Source organism: Mesorhizobium sp. DxT (assembly GCF_058448885.1).
Window position 1 is genome coordinate 1 of record NZ_JBZFLJ010000015.1, and the last position, 16532, is coordinate 16532.

Here is a 16532-nt window from a genome sequence, read left to right on the forward strand (position 1 = left end):
TCTGGCTCTGGCTCTGGCTCTGGCTCTGGCTCTGGCTCTGGCTCTGGCTCTGGCTCTGGCTCTGGCTCTGGCTCTGGCTCTGGCTCTGGCTCTGGAATTGTCGGTGCCGGTTCCGGCACTTCAAGCGGAATTTCGGGTATGGGGCGGGATTCCGGGGCGGGCACCACATCCGGCTCAAGCGGAACCGGCGGCACCTCGGCGGGAACCGGCTCGGGCTCGCCGGGTTCGGCAGTTTCAGGTGCGGGCTCGGCGGTCGGCGCGGTCTCCTCGACCGGCCGGCGCAGAAATTCGGGAACCGGGCCTTCCACCGGGGCCTGGTCGGGCGTCGCGGCGGGCGGTGTCGGCGCCGCCTCGGCAGCTTGTGGCGGCGTCAGCGCAGCAGGCGCATCGTCCGCCGGACGCTCCTCGACTTCCTTGTTGCCGAAGGAGAAGATTTTCTTGATGAAACCGAATGCCATGTCTTCCGCGTACCCCTTACGCAGCCCGCGCCGCGAGGGGACGCGCGATCAGCCGCTCCCCATCATGCCCTGAAATAGCGGCCTCGATGACGTCGCCGGGCTTGTCCCCATCGAGCACGGCCAGCGTGAAGCCCTCCGCGCGGCCGATACCTTCGCGCTCGACAAGAATACGCTGCCGCGTTCCGACCAGTGCATCGAGGTGCCGGCGATAGGCCGCGTCACCGGCAGCACGAAGCCGCGCCGCACGGTCCTTCACCACGGTGCGGTCGACCTGCGGCATGCGTGCCGCGGGCGTGCCCTCACGCGGGCTGAAGGGGAAGACGTGCAGATGCGTGAGGCCACATTCGTCGACGATCTTCAGCGAGTTCTCGAACATCGCTTCGGTTTCCGTGGGGAAACCCGCGATCAGGTCGGCGCCGAAGACGATGTCGGGCCTGAGCCGCCGGACATCCTCGCAAAAGCGGATCGAATCGTCGCGAAGGTGGCGGCGCTTCATACGCTTCAGCACCATGTCGTCGCCGGCCTGCAACGAAAGGTGCAGATGCGGCATCAGCCGTGGCTCGGTGGCAATCGCCTCCATCAGCTCGTCATCCGCCTCGATCGAATCGATCGACGACAGCCTTAGCCGCGCGAGGTCCGGCACCTGCTTCAGGATCGCCTTGACCAGCCGGCCGAGCCTGGGGCTGCCCGGCAGATCGGCGCCGTAGCCGGTCATGTCGACGCCGGTCAGAACCACTTCGGCATAACCGTTGCCGGCGAGGCGCTTGACCTGCTCGACCGCGGCGCCCATCGGCACCGAGCGTGAGTTTCCGCGCCCGTAAGGAATGATGCAGAAGGTGCAGCGGTGGTTACAGCCATTTTGCACCTGCACGAAGGCGCGCGCGCGGCCCTCGATGGCGTCGACCATATGCGAGGCCGTCTCGGTGACCGACATGATGTCGTTCACGCGCGCCTTCTCGAAATCGTTGACCCCGAAATCGGGAAGCGCGCGATAATTGTGCGCCTTGAGCTTCTCCTCGTTGCCGAGAACGAGATCGACCTCGTCCATTGCGACGAAGCTGTCGGGATCGGTCTGGGCAGCGCAGCCTGTGACGATGATGCGTGCGCCGGGGTTGTCGCGGCGCGCCTTGCGGATCGCCTGCCTGGCCTGCCGCACCGCCTCGCCGGTGACGGCACAGGTGTTGAAGATCACGGCACCGCCATCGAGCTCGCCGAGCCCGGCGGCATTCGCTTCGCGCCGCATCACCTCGGATTCGTAGGTGTTGAGCCGGCAGCCGAAGGTGACGACGTCGATGCCCCTGGGGGTATCCTTGCCCCCGCTCATGCCGCGCCCTCGACCTCGCGTTCCCACGAACCGGTGGCCGGGTCGAGCAGACCCGAGAACTCCCACTCCGCCGGCCCGGTCATGATGACATGATCGTCGTCGCGCCATTCGATCAGGAGCTTGCCGCCGCTGGGGGCGGTGACTGTCACGGCGCGCCTGGTGCGCCCGGTGCGGGCAGCCGACACGGCCGCAGCACATGCGGCAGACCCGCATGCCTTCGTCAGGCCCGCGCCGCGCTCCCAGGTGCGGATGTTCATCGCATCCGATGCAGTCACCTGAGCAATGGTGATATTGGCGCGCTCGGGAAAGATCGGGTGATTTTCGAGCAGCGGCCCGAACCGGTCGAGGTCATAGGACCAGACGTCCTCGTCCACCCAGAAGATCGCATGCGGATTGCCCATTGAGGCCACCGAGGGCGAATGCAGCACCGGGGCGTCGATCGGGCCGATCTGCAGCTCGATCATGCGCGTATCGCGAAACTCCTCCGCCAGCGGAATATCCTGCCAGCCGAAGCGCGGCATGCCCAGATCGACCGAGATCGTGCCGTCTTCATGCTCGCGCGCGTTCAGGAGGCCGGCAACGGTTTCGAGGGTAAAGACGGACCGGCCGGTTTCAGCTGACAGCGCCTGGACGACGCAGCGCGTGCCGTTGCCGCAGGCCTGCGCCGGCGAGCCGTCCGAATTGAGGATTTCAACGAAGGCATCGGTGCCGGGCGTGCGGGGGTCGTGCACCGCCATGATCTGGTCGAAGCGCGTCGACGGGTCGGCATTGAGCGCAATGGCGGCCGCGGCCGCAACCCGGTCGGCACGGCCACGCATATCGACAACGATGATCTCGTTGCCGATGCCGTTCATCTTCGCAAAGGGTGCACGTTCGCTCATGCGCCGGTATATGGCGGAAAAGGGCGCTGATTACCAGTGCGCGGCCCCTGGCGATCACGCGATGGCGACAATCCCGAGCACGGCGAGCAGGAAGAGAACCAGCACGATACCGATGAGGATCTTCGCACCCGTCATGGCTGCGCCGGAGATCGTGTTGAGACCCAGCAGGCCGGCAACGGCCGCGACGATCAGGAGAATGAGAATCCATTTGAGCATTGCGGAACCTCCATTGAAGCGCGAATTCTGGATGCCCCAGGAACGCCGCGTCCTAATCGAAGTTCCGCTCAGCCGATTACTGGCGGCACGTCCCAGACCTCACCGGGCTGCATTGGGCGGAAACGGTCGCGTGAAATCGCCTTGTGGTCGAGCGCGGCATGCAGCAGGTCACGCGGCTCCTCGATCGGCTCGTTGGTGAGTTGGAACGTGCCCCAGTGGTGACCCGCAGCGAATGCGGCGCCGGCCAGCACCATACCTTCGACCGCCTCCGCGGGGTTCTGGTGCTGGGCTTCCATGAACCAGCGTGGCTCATAGGCGCCGATCGGCAGGATCGCCAGCCGGAAGCCGCCATGCTTTCGCGCGGCTTCGCTGTAGTTGATGCCGCCGTGGAAGCCCGTGTCGCCAACGATGTAGATACCGCCGCCTGGCGCATCGACGACAAAACCGGCCCACAGGGCCATGCGGCGGTCGCCCGTTCCGCGTGCCGACCAGTGGTGCACCGGTTCGATGTGAACCGGCATGGAACCGCAAATCGCCATGTCGCCCCAGTCGTGCGCCGCGATCCGCATATCCGGCACACTCTGACGAACGATCGTGTCGTTGCCCAGCGGTGTGATGACCAGCGGGTCGTGAGACTGCTTCAGCCGCGCGAGGGTCGCAACGTCCATGTGGTCGTAGTGATTGTGGCTGAGCAGCACGAGATCGATAGGAGGCAGGTCCTCGAAGGCGACGCCCGGCGCGTTTATACGGCGCGGCCCCGCGAACGATAGCGGCGAAACGCGGTCGGACCATACGGGGTCGGTGAGGATGTTCACGCCCCCGGTCTGGATCAGCAGCGTGGCATGACCGACCATCGTGACCACCAGCCGCTGTCCTGCCACGCGCGGCTCCGGCTTCGCTTGGGGAAACGGGCTCGGCCACTCGTCCGGCCAGCGGGCGCGTCCGCCGCCGAATTGCCAGCGCAAAAGGTCGGTGAAGCCCGCAGGCGGTTTGCCCTCGGGGTTGAAAAAGACGGTGCCGTCGAAATGATCGCTTTTCGGCCCCGCGTAATACCGACTGCCAGATCCACTCTTCGCCATCGCCGCTCCGCCTCCGGCAGCCGCGACGCCGCCGAGCCCGATCCACTTCATCAATCCGCGCCTGTTCATGACGCTCAGGATAACGCCTGCCGGCATTCCGGCAAGCGCTCGGACCTCGCGTCAGCTAGCCTGGGGTTGCCGGGAACCCTAATTTAACCATATGCGTTGGATTATACTTGGGATTGCCACTATTCTGGCGATTGAAGGGATTCAAAATGGACGTACGGAACGGGTTACCGTTTCGACGGAGGGAATCGATGGGTTTCAGAACTACCGGCGTATTGGCCACGACATTTATCGCGCTCGCATTGGCCGGTTGCCAGAGCGAACGCTTCTCGCGGCTGGATTCGAGCGGTCCTGCGCCGGCGCCATTGTCGCCCGCACCGGCCGGTACGGTGACGTCCGGCCAGCTTCCGCCACCCGGTCAGCCGGGCGTGACGGATCCCAGCCAGTTCCCCGCAGCCCCGGGCGCGCAACCGGGACAGCTTCCCTCTGACGGGACCCAGGTCGCAGCCGTCGATCCAGGTGCCAATGCGCCTGAGATCACCACGGGTAGCGTCGCAGGCGTATGGAATGCCAGCGTCTCCGGACAGAGCTGCCGCATCGCGACACCGCAAACGCGCTTCGGCCAGGGCTATCGCGCCGGACCGCTGCGGTGCCCGGCTCCACTCGACGGCGTCAAGTCGTGGAACGTATCGGGCAGCCAGCTCGCGCTCTACAACGACAACGGCGAAGTGCTTGCACGCCTCTATTCCTCGGGTGGTGAGCGTTTCGACGGCCAGACGAGCACGGGCGTACCCGTTTCGCTGTCGCGCTGAGGCGCACGAAATAGCGCATCAGCATACGGGCCCAGCCGATGTCTTCGCTCGACGACCTGCCGACATTCCGTACGTTGCGGCAGCACTACGAGCATCTTGAGCAGGCCGGCACCATCACCTCTGACCCGGCGCAGCTACGGATCGTGGATGCGCTGGACCGTTTGATCGCCGAGGTCTCGAGCCAGCGTCTGGCATCCAAATCCAGCGCACTGGGCTGGCTTTTCGCCAAACGAAAGCAGCCGCGCGAGACCGTGAAGGGTCTGTACGTCTATGGGGGCGTCGGGCGCGGCAAGACGATGCTTATGGATCTGTTCTTCGAACGGGTTCCGGTGAAGCGCAAGCGGCGCGCCCACTTCAACGATTTCATGGCCGACGTCCACGATCGCATACAGAGCCATCGCGAGGCGCTGAAACGCGGCGAGACGAAGGAGACGGATCCCATCCCGCCGGTTGCCAAGGCACTGGCCGAAGAAGCGTGGATTCTATGCTTCGACGAATTCGCGGTGACGGACATCGCCGACGCTATGGTCCTCTCACGGCTGTTTTCCAGCCTGTTTGCGGAAGGCGTCGTGCTCGTCGCGACGTCGAACGTGGCGCCGCGCGATCTTTACCGCGATGGCTTGAACCGGGCGCTCTTCGAACCGTTCATCGGTATCCTGGAAAACCACGCGGAAGTGATCGCGCTCGACGGACCGACCGACTACAGGCGCGAAAAACTCGACCGGATGCAGGTCTATATGACGCCTTGCGACGCCGAGACCGCCAGCCAGATGGACGAAGCATGGCATGCGGCGACCGCCGGCCACACGACGCAGGAGACGCGACTCGCGGTGAAAGGCCGGGAACTGGTTGTTCCACGCGCCAACGGCACGGCGGCGCGCTTTACCTTCGGCGAACTTTGCGAAAAGCCGCTGGGCGCGCGGGACTATCTGGCAATCGCCTCTCGTTTCGACACGCTGTTCATCGATTGCATTCCGGTGATGGGTCAGGAAAAGCGCAACGAGGCCAAGCGCTTCATCTTGCTGATCGACACGCTTTACGACAACCGCATGCGGCTTGTCGCAAGTGCCGAAGCGCCGCCGGAACAGCTCTATGCCGGCACCAGCGGCACGGAAGCCTTTGAGTTCGCCCGCACGGCGTCCCGCCTGACGGAAATGCAGACCCGCGACTGGCTGGAGACGGTGCGGCAGCGTGAAACGCCACGCTAGCCGTTCTTTGCCTGCTTCCAGTCTCCCGTGGTGTTCCACCATCGGTTGGGATTGCTGTTGTCGTCGAGGCCCTTGGAGCGGCTGCCGAGTATGGTCTGAATACGAATGACCGGTTCCTGGTAGCTGTGGACCTGAAAGATCGCCTCGATCACCCGGTCGATAATCGACCGGTCGGCAGGAAGCTCGAAGGACACCTCGACCACCCCGGGGCGGGCCCGAACCTCACTCTCCGGTCCGGCCGCGGCGCCGTCCAGAGGGCGATATCGCTCAATGCCGGTCCCGCTCTGATAGGCGTTGCTGTCGTAGTTGCCCATGGCAAGCGGGGTTATCGCCACCACCGCCTTCATGATGCGATCGACATCCTCGGTGGGCGCCTGAAAACTCAGGAGCACCAACTGCTCCATCCGCACAGATGTCGTTTCAAACGATCGCTCAAACATCCACTGCCTCCCTTCGATATGGCAAAGCGGCAGTTTAAACGCGGACGTGCTGACATCGCGGAGTCAGCAGATTGGCGACAATACCATTGCTTCGTGGTTTGCAGCTACTGTTCCATTTCGGTTCAAACTGGCGATCGACGCAAATCCAGTCATGCCGATTCTTACGTTTACGTAAGATAATAATGATCTAAACGATTGAAAATGTTCGCGTGGTAAGAATCGGTTGAGTTTTTTGGGCGATGCGTCTATGCCCGAGCCCGAATTCGGACGGCCTCCCGTGTCCGGATAACAATACTCGGCAACGCAGTTTCAGGCCGGCGCGGCAGCAGACCGGCGCACAAAAGGGAAACCAATCACCATGGCTCGCAACAAGATTGCCCTCATCGGCTCCGGCATGATCGGCGGCACGCTCGCCCATCTGGTCGGCCTCAAGGAACTCGGCGACGTCGTCATGTTCGACATCGCGGAAGGCATCCCGCAGGGCAAGGGCCTGGACATCGCAGAATCCTCGCCGGTCGACGGTTTCGACACGCGCTACGTAGGCGCGAACGAATATGCGGCCATCGAAGGCGCTGACGTCTGCATCGTGACGGCCGGCGTGCCGCGCAAGCCCGGCATGAGCCGCGACGATCTCCTCGGCATCAATCTCAAGGTGATGGAGCAGGTCGGCGCCGGCATCAAGAAGTACGCGCCGAACGCCTTCGTCATCTGCATAACCAACCCGCTCGACGCGATGGTCTGGGCGCTTCAGAAGTTCTCCGGCCTGCCCAAGAGCCACGTCGTCGGCATGGCCGGCGTGCTCGACTCGTCCCGCTTCCGCTACTTCCTCGCCGAAGAGTTCAACGTTTCCGTCGAGGACGTAAGCGCGATGACGCTCGGCGGCCACGGCGACGACATGGTACCGATGGTCCGTTATTCGACCGTTGCCGGCATCCCCCTGCCCGACCTCGTCAAGATGGGCTGGACCAGCAAGGAGAAGCTGGACGCCATCGTCGAGCGCACCCGCAAGGGCGGCGGCGAGATCGTCAGCCTGCTCAAGTCCGGCTCCGCCTACTACGCGCCAGCCGCATCGGCGATCGCCATGGCCGAGAGCTATCTCAAGGACAAGAAGCGCGTGCTGCCCTGCGCGGCGCACCTGTCCGGCCAGTACGGCTTGAAGGACATGTATGTCGGCGTGCCGGTGGTGATCGGCGCTGGCGGCATCGAGCGCATCATCGAGATCGACTTCAACAAGTCCGAGCAGAAGATGTTCGACAAGTCGGTCGCAGCAGTGCAGGGTCTCTGCGAGGCCTGCATCGGCATCGCACCGGCCTTGGGCAAGTAAGGGGGACGGCGGATGAACATCCACGAATACCAGGCCAAGCAGCTTCTCAAGGGTTTCGGCGCACCTGTCGCCGGCGGTGTCGCGATCCTCAAGGCAGGCGAAGCCGAAGCTGCCGCCAAATCGCTGCCGGGCCCGCTTTATGTGGTCAAGAGCCAGATCCATGCCGGCGGACGCGGCAAGGGCAAGTTCAAGGAACTCGGGCCTGACGCCAAGGGCGGCGTCCGCCTGGCGAAGTCCGTCGAGGACGTGGTCGCCAACGTCAACGAGATGCTCGGCAACACGCTGGTGACCAAGCAGACCGGCGAGGCCGGCAAGCAGGTCAACCGTCTCTACATCGAAGACGGCGCCGATATCGCCCGTGAGCTCTATTTGTCGATCCTGGTCGACCGCACCGTCGGCCGCGTCGCCTTCGTGGTTTCGACTGAGGGCGGCATGGACATCGAGGCCGTCGCCGAAGAGACGCCGGAGAAGATCGTCACCGTCGCGATCGACCCTGAAACGGGCGTGACCGATGCGGACGTTGCAAAGCTCAACGAAGCGCTCAAGCTCGAAGGAGGCGCGGCGAACGACGGCAAGACGCTGTTCCCGATCCTCTACAAGGCCTTCACCGAGAAGGACATGAGCCTGCTCGAGGTGAACCCGCTGATCGTCATGGAAAACGGCCGGCTGCGCGTCCTCGACGCCAAGGTCTCGTTCGACAACAATGCGCTGTTCCGACATCCGGATGTGGTCGAGCTGCGCGACGTGACCGAGGAAGACGACAAGGAAATCGAGGCCTCGAAATACGACCTCGCCTATGTCGCGCTCGACGGCAACATCGGCTGCATGGTCAACGGCGCCGGCCTCGCCATGGCGACGATGGACATCATCAAGCTCTACGGCGCCGAGCCCGCGAACTTCCTCGACGTCGGCGGCGGCGCTTCCAAGGAGAAGGTCACGGCCGCGTTCAAGATCATCACTGCCGATCCGAACGTGAAGGGCATTCTCGTCAACATCTTCGGCGGCATCATGAAGTGCGACGTCATCGCCGAGGGTGTGATCGCAGCCGTCAAGGAAGTCGGCCTCAAGGTTCCGCTCGTGGTGCGCCTGGAAGGCACCAATGTCGAACTGGGCAAGAAGATCATCAACGAGAGCGGTCTGAATGTGATTTCCGCCGACGATCTCGACGATGCCGCCCAGAAGATCGTGAATGCCGTGAAGGGGGCCTGAGCCTAGATGTCCATTCTTATCGACAAGAACACCAAGGTTCTCGTTCAGGGCCTCACCGGCAAGACCGGAACGTTCCACACCGAGCAGGCGCTCGCCTATCACGGCACGCAGATGGTCGGCGGCATCCACCCGAAGAAGGGCGGAGAAACCTGGACCGGCGCCAGTGGTGAAAACCTGCCGATCTTCGCCTCAGTCGCCGAGGGCCGCGACAAGACCGGCGCAACCGCCTCGGTGGTCTACGTGCCACCGGCAGGTGCTGCTGATGCGATCATCGAGGCAATCGAGGCCGAGATGCCGCTGATCGTCTGCATCACCGAGGGCATCCCGGTCATGGATATGGTCAAGGTCAAGGCGAAGCTCGACAAGTCGAAATCGCGCCTGATCGGCCCGAACTGCCCCGGCATCGTCACCCCCGACGAATGCAAGATCGGCATCATGCCGGGCAACATCTTCCGCAAGGGTTCAGTGGGCGTTGTTTCCCGCTCCGGAACGCTTACCTATGAGGCAGTGTTTCAGACGACGAACGAAGGCCTTGGCCAGACGACGGCCGTCGGCATCGGCGGCGATCCGGTGAAGGGCACCGAATTCATCGACGTGCTGGAGATGTTCCTGGCCGACGACGCGACGCAGTCGATCATCATGATCGGCGAGATCGGCGGCTCGGCCGAGGAAGAAGCAGCGCAGTTCCTGAAGGATGAAGCCAAGAAAGGCCGCCGCAAGCCGATGGCCGGCTTCATCGCGGGCCGCACCGCACCGCCCGGACGCACCATGGGCCATGCCGGCGCCGTGATTTCCGGCGGCAAGGGCGGCGCTGAAGACAAGATCGCGGCGATGGAAGAGGCGGGCATCCGTGTTTCGCCTTCGCCGGCCCGACTCGGCAAGACGCTGGTCGAAGCGATCAAGGGTTAAGGGAGAAAGGGAATAGGGCAGTAGGCGCACCAAACATGTTTGCCTTACTGCCCTACTTACCTACTCCTCTCACACAGGAGACGGAGCACGGGGCTCCGAAGGATCAAGATGGCGCGGCAGGATCAGGCCAACGACCAGTTTTCACTCACCTCGTTTCTGTATGGCGGCAATGCCGACTATATCGAAACCCTTCACGCGGCCTGGCAGGACGATCCGTCTTCGGTTGATCCGGAGTGGCGCGACTTCTTCGCCGCCCTGAAGGACGATGCCGGGGATGTGCGCAAGAGCGCGCAGGGTGCCTCCTGGACAAAGTCCAACTGGCCGATCACGGCGAATGGCGAACTCGTCTCGGCGCTGGATGGTGACTGGGGCGCTGCCGAAAAGCACTTCGAGAAGAAGGTTCGCGAAAAGGCCAGCGAGAAGGGTGCCGCACTTTCCGATGCTGACATCCTGACCGCCACGCGCGATTCCGTTCGCGCCATCATGATGATCCGCGCATACCGCATGCGCGGCCATCTTCATGCGGATCTCGATCCGCTCGGTCTCGCCGAGGCCAAGGAGGACTACAACGAGCTGTCGCCGGAGGCCTACGGTTTCACCGAGGCCGATTACGACCGCCCGATCTTCATCGACCATGTGCTGGGACTGGAATACGCCACCGTCCGGCAGATGCTGGACATCCTGAAGCGCACCTATTGCTCGACCCTTGGCGTCGAGTTCATGCACATTTCCAATCCGGCCGAGAAGGCATGGATCCAGGAGCGCATCGAGGGTCCCGACAAGGGCATCGAATTCACCTCCGAAGGCAAGAAGGCGATCCTGTCGAAGCTGATCGAGGCCGAAGGCTTCGAACAGTTCATCGACGTCAAGTACAAGGGCACCAAGCGCTTCGGCCTCGACGGCGGCGAATCGCTGATTCCGGCGCTCGAGCAGATCATCAAGCGCGGCGGCGCCATGGGGCTTAAGGAAGCCGTGCTCGGCATGGCCCATCGCGGCCGCCTCAACGTGCTGACCAACGTCATGGCCAAGCCGCATCGCGCGGTGTTCCACGAATTCAAGGGCGGTTCCTACACGCCGGATGACGTCGAGGGTTCGGGCGACGTGAAGTACCATCTCGGCGCCTCCTCCGACCGCGAGTTCGACGGCAACAAGGTGCATCTGTCGCTGACGGCCAACCCTTCGCATCTGGAGATCGTCAACCCGGTCGTCATGGGCAAGGCCCGCGCCAAGCAGGACCAGGTTTTCGGCCGCACCCGCGAAGAGGCTGTGCCGATCGAAGAGCGCGTGAAGGTGCTGCCGCTGCTGCTGCATGGCGATGCGGCTTTCGCAGGTCAGGGCGTCGTTGCCGAGTGCCTGGGCCTGTCGGGCCTGCGCGGCCACCGCGTTGCCGGCACGATCCATTTCATCATCAACAACCAGATCGGGTTCACGACCAACCCGCGCTTCTCGCGCTCGTCGCCTTATCCGTCCGACGTTGCCAAGATGATCGAGGCGCCGATCTTCCACGTCAATGGCGACGACCCGGAAGCGGTCGTCTATGCGGCCAAGGTGGCGACCGAATACCGGATGACCTTCCACAAGCCGGTGGTCATCGACATGTTCTGCTATCGCCGCTTCGGCCATAATGAGGGCGACGAGCCGGCATTCACCCAGCCGGTCATGTACAAGGCGATCCGCTCGCACCGCACGACGGTCCAGCTCTACAGCGACAAGCTCATTGCCGAGGGCCTGATCACGCAGGACGAGGTCGAGAAGATGCGCGCCGACTGGCGGGCCAACCTCGAAGCGGAATTCGAGGCCGGCCAGGCCTACAAGCCCAACAAGGCCGACTGGCTCGACGGCGCGTGGTCGGGACTGCGCACGGCCGACAATCAGGACGAGCAGCGCCGCGGCAAGACCTCCGTTCCGCTCAAGACGCTGAAGGAGATCGGCAAGAAGCTGACCGATATGCCGATGGACTTCGAGGTCCATCGCACCATCGGGCGCTTCCTCGACAGCCGGCGCAAGGCGATCGAATCGGGCGAAGGACTGGACTGGGCGACCGGCGAAGCGCTGGCTTTTGGCTCGATCCTCATGGACGGTAACCCGATCCGTCTGTCGGGGCAAGATTCCGAGCGCGGTACCTTCTCGCAGCGCCACTCGGTGCTCTACGATCAGAAGTCCGAGGACCGATACATCCCGCTCAACAATCTCGGACCGGCCCAGGCCAATTACGAGGTCATCAACTCGATGCTCTCTGAAGAAGCCGTGCTTGGCTTCGAATATGGCTACAGCCTTGCCGAACCCCGCGCTCTGACGCTGTGGGAAGCCCAGTTCGGCGACTTCGCCAACGGTGCGCAGGTCGTCTTCGACCAGTTCATCTCGTCGGGCGAGCGCAAATGGCTTCGCATGTCGGGCCTCGTCTGCCTGCTGCCGCATGGCTATGAAGGGCAGGGACCGGAGCATTCCTCCGCCCGTCTCGAGCGCTTCCTGCAGATGTGCGCGGAAGACAACATGCAGGTGGCCAACGTTACGACGCCGGCTAACTACTTCCACATCCTTCGCCGCCAGCTCAAGCGCGACTTCCGCAAACCGCTGGTGCTGATGACGCCGAAGTCGCTCCTGCGCCACAAGCGTGCAGTCTCCACACTGTCGGAAATGTCGGGCGAAAGCTCGTTCCACCGCCTGCTCTGGGACGACGCGCAGATGCTGCCGGACCAGAAGATCAAGCTGGTCAAGGACTCCAAGATCCGCCGTGTCGTTCTGTGCTCGGGCAAGGTCTATTACGACCTCTACGAGGAGCGCGAGAAGCGCGGTGTCGACGACGTCTACCTGCTGCGCGTCGAACAGCTCTACCCGTTCCCGGCCAAGGCACTGATCAACGAACTGTCGCGTTTCCGCAATGCGGAGATGGTCTGGTGCCAGGAAGAGCCCAAGAACATGGGCGCGTGGTCGTTCATCGATCCGTATCTGGAGTGGGTGCTCGCCCACATCGACGCCAAGCACCAGCGCGTGCGCTACACCGGCCGGCCGGCCGCCGCATCCCCGGCGACGGGCCTCATGTCCAAGCACCTGGCGCAGCTCGAGGCTTTCCTCGAGGATGCGCTGGGTGAATGAACCAGCACCACTGACCTAAGCGAAGCGAAATCAGGCAACGGAAAAGAACAATGGCTACCGAAATTCGCGTTCCCACCCTCGGAGAATCCGTCACCGAGGCCACAATCGGAAAGTGGTTCAAGAAGGCCGGCGAGGCCATCGCCGCCGACGAGCCGGTTGTCGAGCTGGAAACCGACAAGGTGACCATCGAGGTGCCCGCCCCCGCCGCCGGCACGCTTGCCGAAATCACGGTGAATGAAGGCGACACGGTCGAGCCCGGCGCGCTGCTCGGCATGATCGACGCCGGAGCGGGCGCTGCATCCGCCAAGAAGGAAGAGCCGAAGAAAGCCGAGGCGCCGAAAGAGGAAGCGGCCAAGCCCGAGCCCGCAGCCGACAAGGCCCCGGCAGGCAAAACCGACATGCCCGCTTCTCCGGCAGCGTCCAAGGCGCTCGCCGAGGCCGGCATTTCCGCAGACCAGGTGTCCGGCAGCGGCAAGCGCGGTCAAGTCCTCAAGGGAGATGCGCTCGACGCCATCGCCAAGGGTGTTTCGGCCCCGGCAACCGCCGCTCCTGCTGCAGCCCGCGCACCTTCCTCGGAAGACGATGGCGCCCGTGAGGAACGCGTACGCATGACCAAGCTGCGCCAGACCATCGCGCGCCGCCTGAAGGATGCCCAAAACACGGCCGCCATGCTGACCACCTTCAACGAGGTGGATATGAAGCCGGTGATGGACATGCGCGCCAAGTACAAGGAGCTGTTCGAGAAGAAGCATGGCGTGAAGCTTGGCTTCATGGGCTTCTTCACCAAGGCGGTGACGCATGCACTGAAGGAGATTCCGGCTGTGAACGCCGAGATCGACGGCACCGACATCATCTACAAGAACTACGCGCACATCGGCGTGGCGGTCGGCACTGAAAAGGGTCTGGTCGTCCCCGTCGTGCGCGACGCCGACGCGATGACCATCGCCGAGATCGAGAAGGAGATCGGCCGGCTGGGTGTTGCCGCGCGGGACGGAAAGCTGTCGGTCGCCGACATGCAGGGCGGCACCTTCACCATCTCCAACGGCGGCGTCTATGGTTCCCTGATGTCGACGCCGATCCTGAATGCGCCGCAGTCGGGCATCCTCGGCATGCACAAGATCCAGGAACGGCCGATGGTCGTCGGCGGCCAGATCGTCATCCGTCCGATGATGTATCTCGCGCTCTCCTATGACCATCGGATCGTCGACGGCAAGGAAGCCGTGACCTTCCTCGTTCGCGTCAAGGAAACGCTTGAGGATCCCGAGCGTCTGGTTCTGGACCTTTAGGCTTCGACGCTCACCATCCGCATATGGAGGAACGATGTCGGCGAAAACGATGCTCGTGACAGGCGGCTCGCGCGGCATTGGCGCTGCGATCGCCAGGCTCGGTGCGGCCGCCGGCTGGCGTGTCGCCGTCAACTACGCGTCCAATGAAGAAGCTGCCGCTCGCGTGGTGGACGACATCGTCTCCGCCGGCGGCGAAGCCTTCGCCATCCGTGGCGATGTCGGCGAAGAAGCGGACGTAATCGCCATGTTCGAGGCGGTCGATGCGCGCTTCGGGCGGCTCGACGGGCTCGTCAACAATGCCGGTGTTGTGGATCGCAAGGCGCGGCTCGACGAAATGAGCGTTGAACGCCTGACCCGGATGATGCGGATCAACGTGATCGGCACCGCACTTTGCGCGCGCGAAGCCGTGAGGCGCATGTCGACCAGCCATGGCGGCGCAGGCGGAGCGATCGTCAACATTTCGTCGATCGCCGCCGTACTGGGCGCGCCGGGTGAATACATCGACTACGCGGCCTCAAAGGGCGCGGTCGACACCCTGACCGTCGGGCTTGCCCGCGAGGTCGCGGCCAAGGGCATTCGCGTCAATGCGGTCAGGCCAGGCATCATCGACACAGAAATTCATGCGTCCGGCGGCCAGCCGGATCGGGTTGCCGCCATGCGTGGCCTCGTGCCGATGAAGCGCGAAGGCACGGCCGAGGAAGTCGCGCGCGCGGCACTGTGGCTACTGTCTGACGAGGCGTCGTATTCGACGGGCGCGATTTTGACTACCAGCGGCGGGCGCTGACCCGCCATTGCGGCAAGGAAGGAATAAGCCATGAGCTATGACGTCGTCGTTATCGGAGCCGGCCCCGGCGGCTATGTCTGCGCCATCAAGGCTGCGCAACTGGGGCTGAAGACGGCTCTGGTGGAGAAGCGCGATACCTATGGCGGCACCTGCGTCAATATCGGCTGCATTCCCTCCAAGGCCCTGCTGCATGCGACCGAAATGCTGCTCGAGGCGGAACATTCCTTCGACGCGCTCGGCATCGAGATCAGCAAGCCAAAGGTCAATCTCAAGAAGATGATCGAGCACAAGACCCAGACGGTGGACCAGAACACCAAGGGCCTCGTCTTCCTGATGAAGAAGAACAAGATCGACACGTTCCAGGGCACCGGGCAAGTGCTCGGACAGGGCAAGCTCTCCGTGACCGGCGAAGACGGCAAGTCTGAGGAGATCGAAACCAAGAACATTGTCATCGCCACCGGCTCCGATGTCGCCGGCATCCCGGGCGTGGATGTCGATTTCGATGAAAAGGTGATCGTCTCCTCCACCGGCGCGCTGGCGTTCGACAAGGTGCCGGATCATCTCGTCGTGGTCGGCGGCGGCGTCATCGGGCTCGAACTCGGTTCCGTCTGGGCGCGGCTCGGCGCGAAGGTGACTGTGGTCGAATATCTCGACACGATCCTCGGTGGCATGGACGGCGAGGTCGCCAAGCAGTTCCAGCGCCTGCTGGCCAAGCAAGGCATGGAGTTCAAGCTTGGCGCGAAGGTGACCGGGGTCGCAAAGTCCAAGAAAGGCGCATCTGTCACGTTCGAGCCGATCAAGGGCGGCGACGCGGAAACGATCGAGGCCGATGCCGTGCTGGTCGCGACGGGCAGGAAGCCGTTCACTGATGGACTTGGTTTGGAAAAGGCCGGGGTGGTGCTCGATGAGCGCGGCCGCATTCAGACCGATAATCACTTCCAGACCTCGGTGCCGGGCGTATATGCGATCGGCGACGTCATCGCGGGGCCAATGCTTGCGCACAAGGCCGAGGACGAAGGTGTGGCGGTAGCCGAAATCATCGCCGGCCAGGCGGGCCACGTGAATTACGACGTCATTCCGGGCGTCGTCTACACCAGCCCGGAAGTCGCTTCAGTCGGCAAGACCGAGGAAGAGTTGAAGAAGGCGGGCGTCGACTACAAGGCCGGCAAGTTCCCGTTCACGGCCAACGGGCGGGCCCGCGCCATGTTGCAGACCGACGGTTTCGTCAAGGTTCTCGCCGACAAGGCGACGGACAGGGTGCTGGGTGTTCATATCGTCGGCTTCGGCGCCGGGGAGATGATCCACGAAGCGGCGGTTCTAATGGAATTCGGGGGATCCTCCGAGGATCTGGCGCGCACGTGCCACGCCCACCCGACGATGTCCGAATCGGTCAAGGAGGCGGCGCTGGCGACTTTTGCCAAGCCTATCCATATGTAGACGTCTGCGCATTCGATAATGAAATGGGCCGGATCAGCTTGATCCGGCCCGTTTCATTTTACG

At 63.5% G+C, this 16532-nt stretch carries 14 protein-coding genes and 1 pseudogene; 9 read left to right on the forward strand and 6 right to left on the reverse strand.

What is annotated here, in order from left to right; all coding sequences use genetic code 11:
- The 5 genes and pseudogenes from ACVJNE_RS22230 to ACVJNE_RS22250 all read right to left on the reverse strand — a co-directional run.
- Positions 1 to 458 (reverse strand): annotated as a pseudogene (locus ACVJNE_RS22230) (signal recognition particle-docking protein FtsY); the annotation flags it as partial.
- Between the two features lie 16 nt (positions 459 to 474).
- Complete coding sequence (mtaB, locus tag ACVJNE_RS22235; protein ID WP_499568948.1) at positions 475 to 1782, reverse strand: tRNA (N(6)-L-threonylcarbamoyladenosine(37)-C(2))-methylthiotransferase MtaB; 1308 nt, start codon at positions 1780 to 1782, stop codon at positions 475 to 477.
- The gene (gene dapF / locus ACVJNE_RS22240) at positions 1779 to 2663 is read right to left on the reverse strand and encodes a diaminopimelate epimerase (protein WP_499568949.1); all 885 of its coding nucleotides are present in this window, start codon (positions 2661 to 2663) and stop codon (positions 1779 to 1781) included. Before dapF ends, mtaB begins: the two co-directional genes overlap by 4 nt.
- Before the next feature lie 54 nt (positions 2664 to 2717).
- Positions 2718 to 2879 (reverse strand): DUF1328 domain-containing protein, encoded by a 162-nt coding sequence (locus ACVJNE_RS22245; RefSeq protein WP_173188724.1) that lies wholly within the window; start codon positions 2877 to 2879, stop codon positions 2718 to 2720.
- A 68-nt stretch (positions 2880 to 2947) separates the two neighbouring features.
- A complete protein-coding gene (locus ACVJNE_RS22250) occupies positions 2948 to 4054 on the reverse strand; it encodes an MBL fold metallo-hydrolase (protein ID WP_499568950.1) in 1107 nt (368 codons plus the stop codon).
- 161 nt (positions 4055 to 4215) lie between these two features.
- Here ACVJNE_RS22250 and ACVJNE_RS22255 point away from each other — a divergent pair, with 161 nt between their 5' ends.
- Together ACVJNE_RS22255 and zapE are read left to right on the forward strand one after the other, a co-directional pair.
- Entirely contained in the window at positions 4216 to 4776 is a 561-nt protein-coding gene (locus ACVJNE_RS22255; RefSeq protein WP_173188722.1) for an AprI/Inh family metalloprotease inhibitor, read from the forward strand.
- A 38-nt stretch (positions 4777 to 4814) separates the two neighbouring features.
- Complete coding sequence (gene zapE / locus ACVJNE_RS22260; protein ID WP_499568951.1) at positions 4815 to 5984, forward strand: cell division protein ZapE; 1170 nt, start codon at positions 4815 to 4817, stop codon at positions 5982 to 5984.
- Here the strand turns inward: zapE and ACVJNE_RS22265 are convergent.
- On the reverse strand, positions 5981 to 6424 hold the full coding sequence (locus ACVJNE_RS22265) for a YqfO family protein (RefSeq protein WP_499568952.1): 444 nt from the start codon (positions 6422 to 6424) through the stop codon (positions 5981 to 5983). The genes zapE and ACVJNE_RS22265 overlap by 4 nt on opposite strands.
- A 358-nt stretch (positions 6425 to 6782) precedes the next feature.
- Here ACVJNE_RS22265 and mdh point away from each other — a divergent pair, with 358 nt between their 5' ends.
- From mdh to lpdA, 7 genes are all read left to right on the forward strand, one after another.
- Positions 6783 to 7748, forward strand: coding sequence for a malate dehydrogenase (gene mdh, locus ACVJNE_RS22270; protein WP_421927892.1), 966 nt, complete (start codon positions 6783 to 6785; stop codon positions 7746 to 7748).
- 12 nt (positions 7749 to 7760) lie between these two features.
- Positions 7761 to 8957 carry an ADP-forming succinate--CoA ligase subunit beta gene (gene sucC, locus ACVJNE_RS22275; protein ID WP_499568953.1) on the forward strand — a complete coding sequence of 399 codons (1197 nt, stop codon included), beginning with the start codon at positions 7761 to 7763 and terminating at the stop codon, positions 8955 to 8957.
- Positions 8958 to 8963: 6 nt separating this feature from the next.
- On the forward strand, positions 8964 to 9866 hold the full coding sequence (gene sucD, locus ACVJNE_RS22280) for a succinate--CoA ligase subunit alpha (protein WP_499568954.1): 903 nt from the start codon (positions 8964 to 8966) through the stop codon (positions 9864 to 9866).
- Positions 9867 to 9974: 108 nt separating this feature from the next.
- Positions 9975 to 12962, forward strand: a complete 2988-nt coding sequence (locus ACVJNE_RS22285; RefSeq protein WP_499568955.1) for a 2-oxoglutarate dehydrogenase E1 component — start codon at positions 9975 to 9977, stop codon at positions 12960 to 12962.
- Positions 12963 to 13012: 50 nt separating this feature from the next.
- Entirely contained in the window at positions 13013 to 14248 is a 1236-nt protein-coding gene (gene odhB / locus ACVJNE_RS22290; RefSeq protein ID WP_499568956.1) for a 2-oxoglutarate dehydrogenase complex dihydrolipoyllysine-residue succinyltransferase, read from the forward strand.
- 34 nt (positions 14249 to 14282) lie between these two features.
- Complete coding sequence (locus tag ACVJNE_RS22295; protein WP_499568957.1) at positions 14283 to 15032, forward strand: SDR family oxidoreductase; 750 nt, start codon at positions 14283 to 14285, stop codon at positions 15030 to 15032.
- Positions 15033 to 15062: 30 nt separating this feature from the next.
- Entirely contained in the window at positions 15063 to 16469 is a 1407-nt protein-coding gene (gene lpdA, locus ACVJNE_RS22300; protein ID WP_499568958.1) for a dihydrolipoyl dehydrogenase, read from the forward strand.
- Positions 16470 to 16532 lie beyond the last annotated feature (63 nt).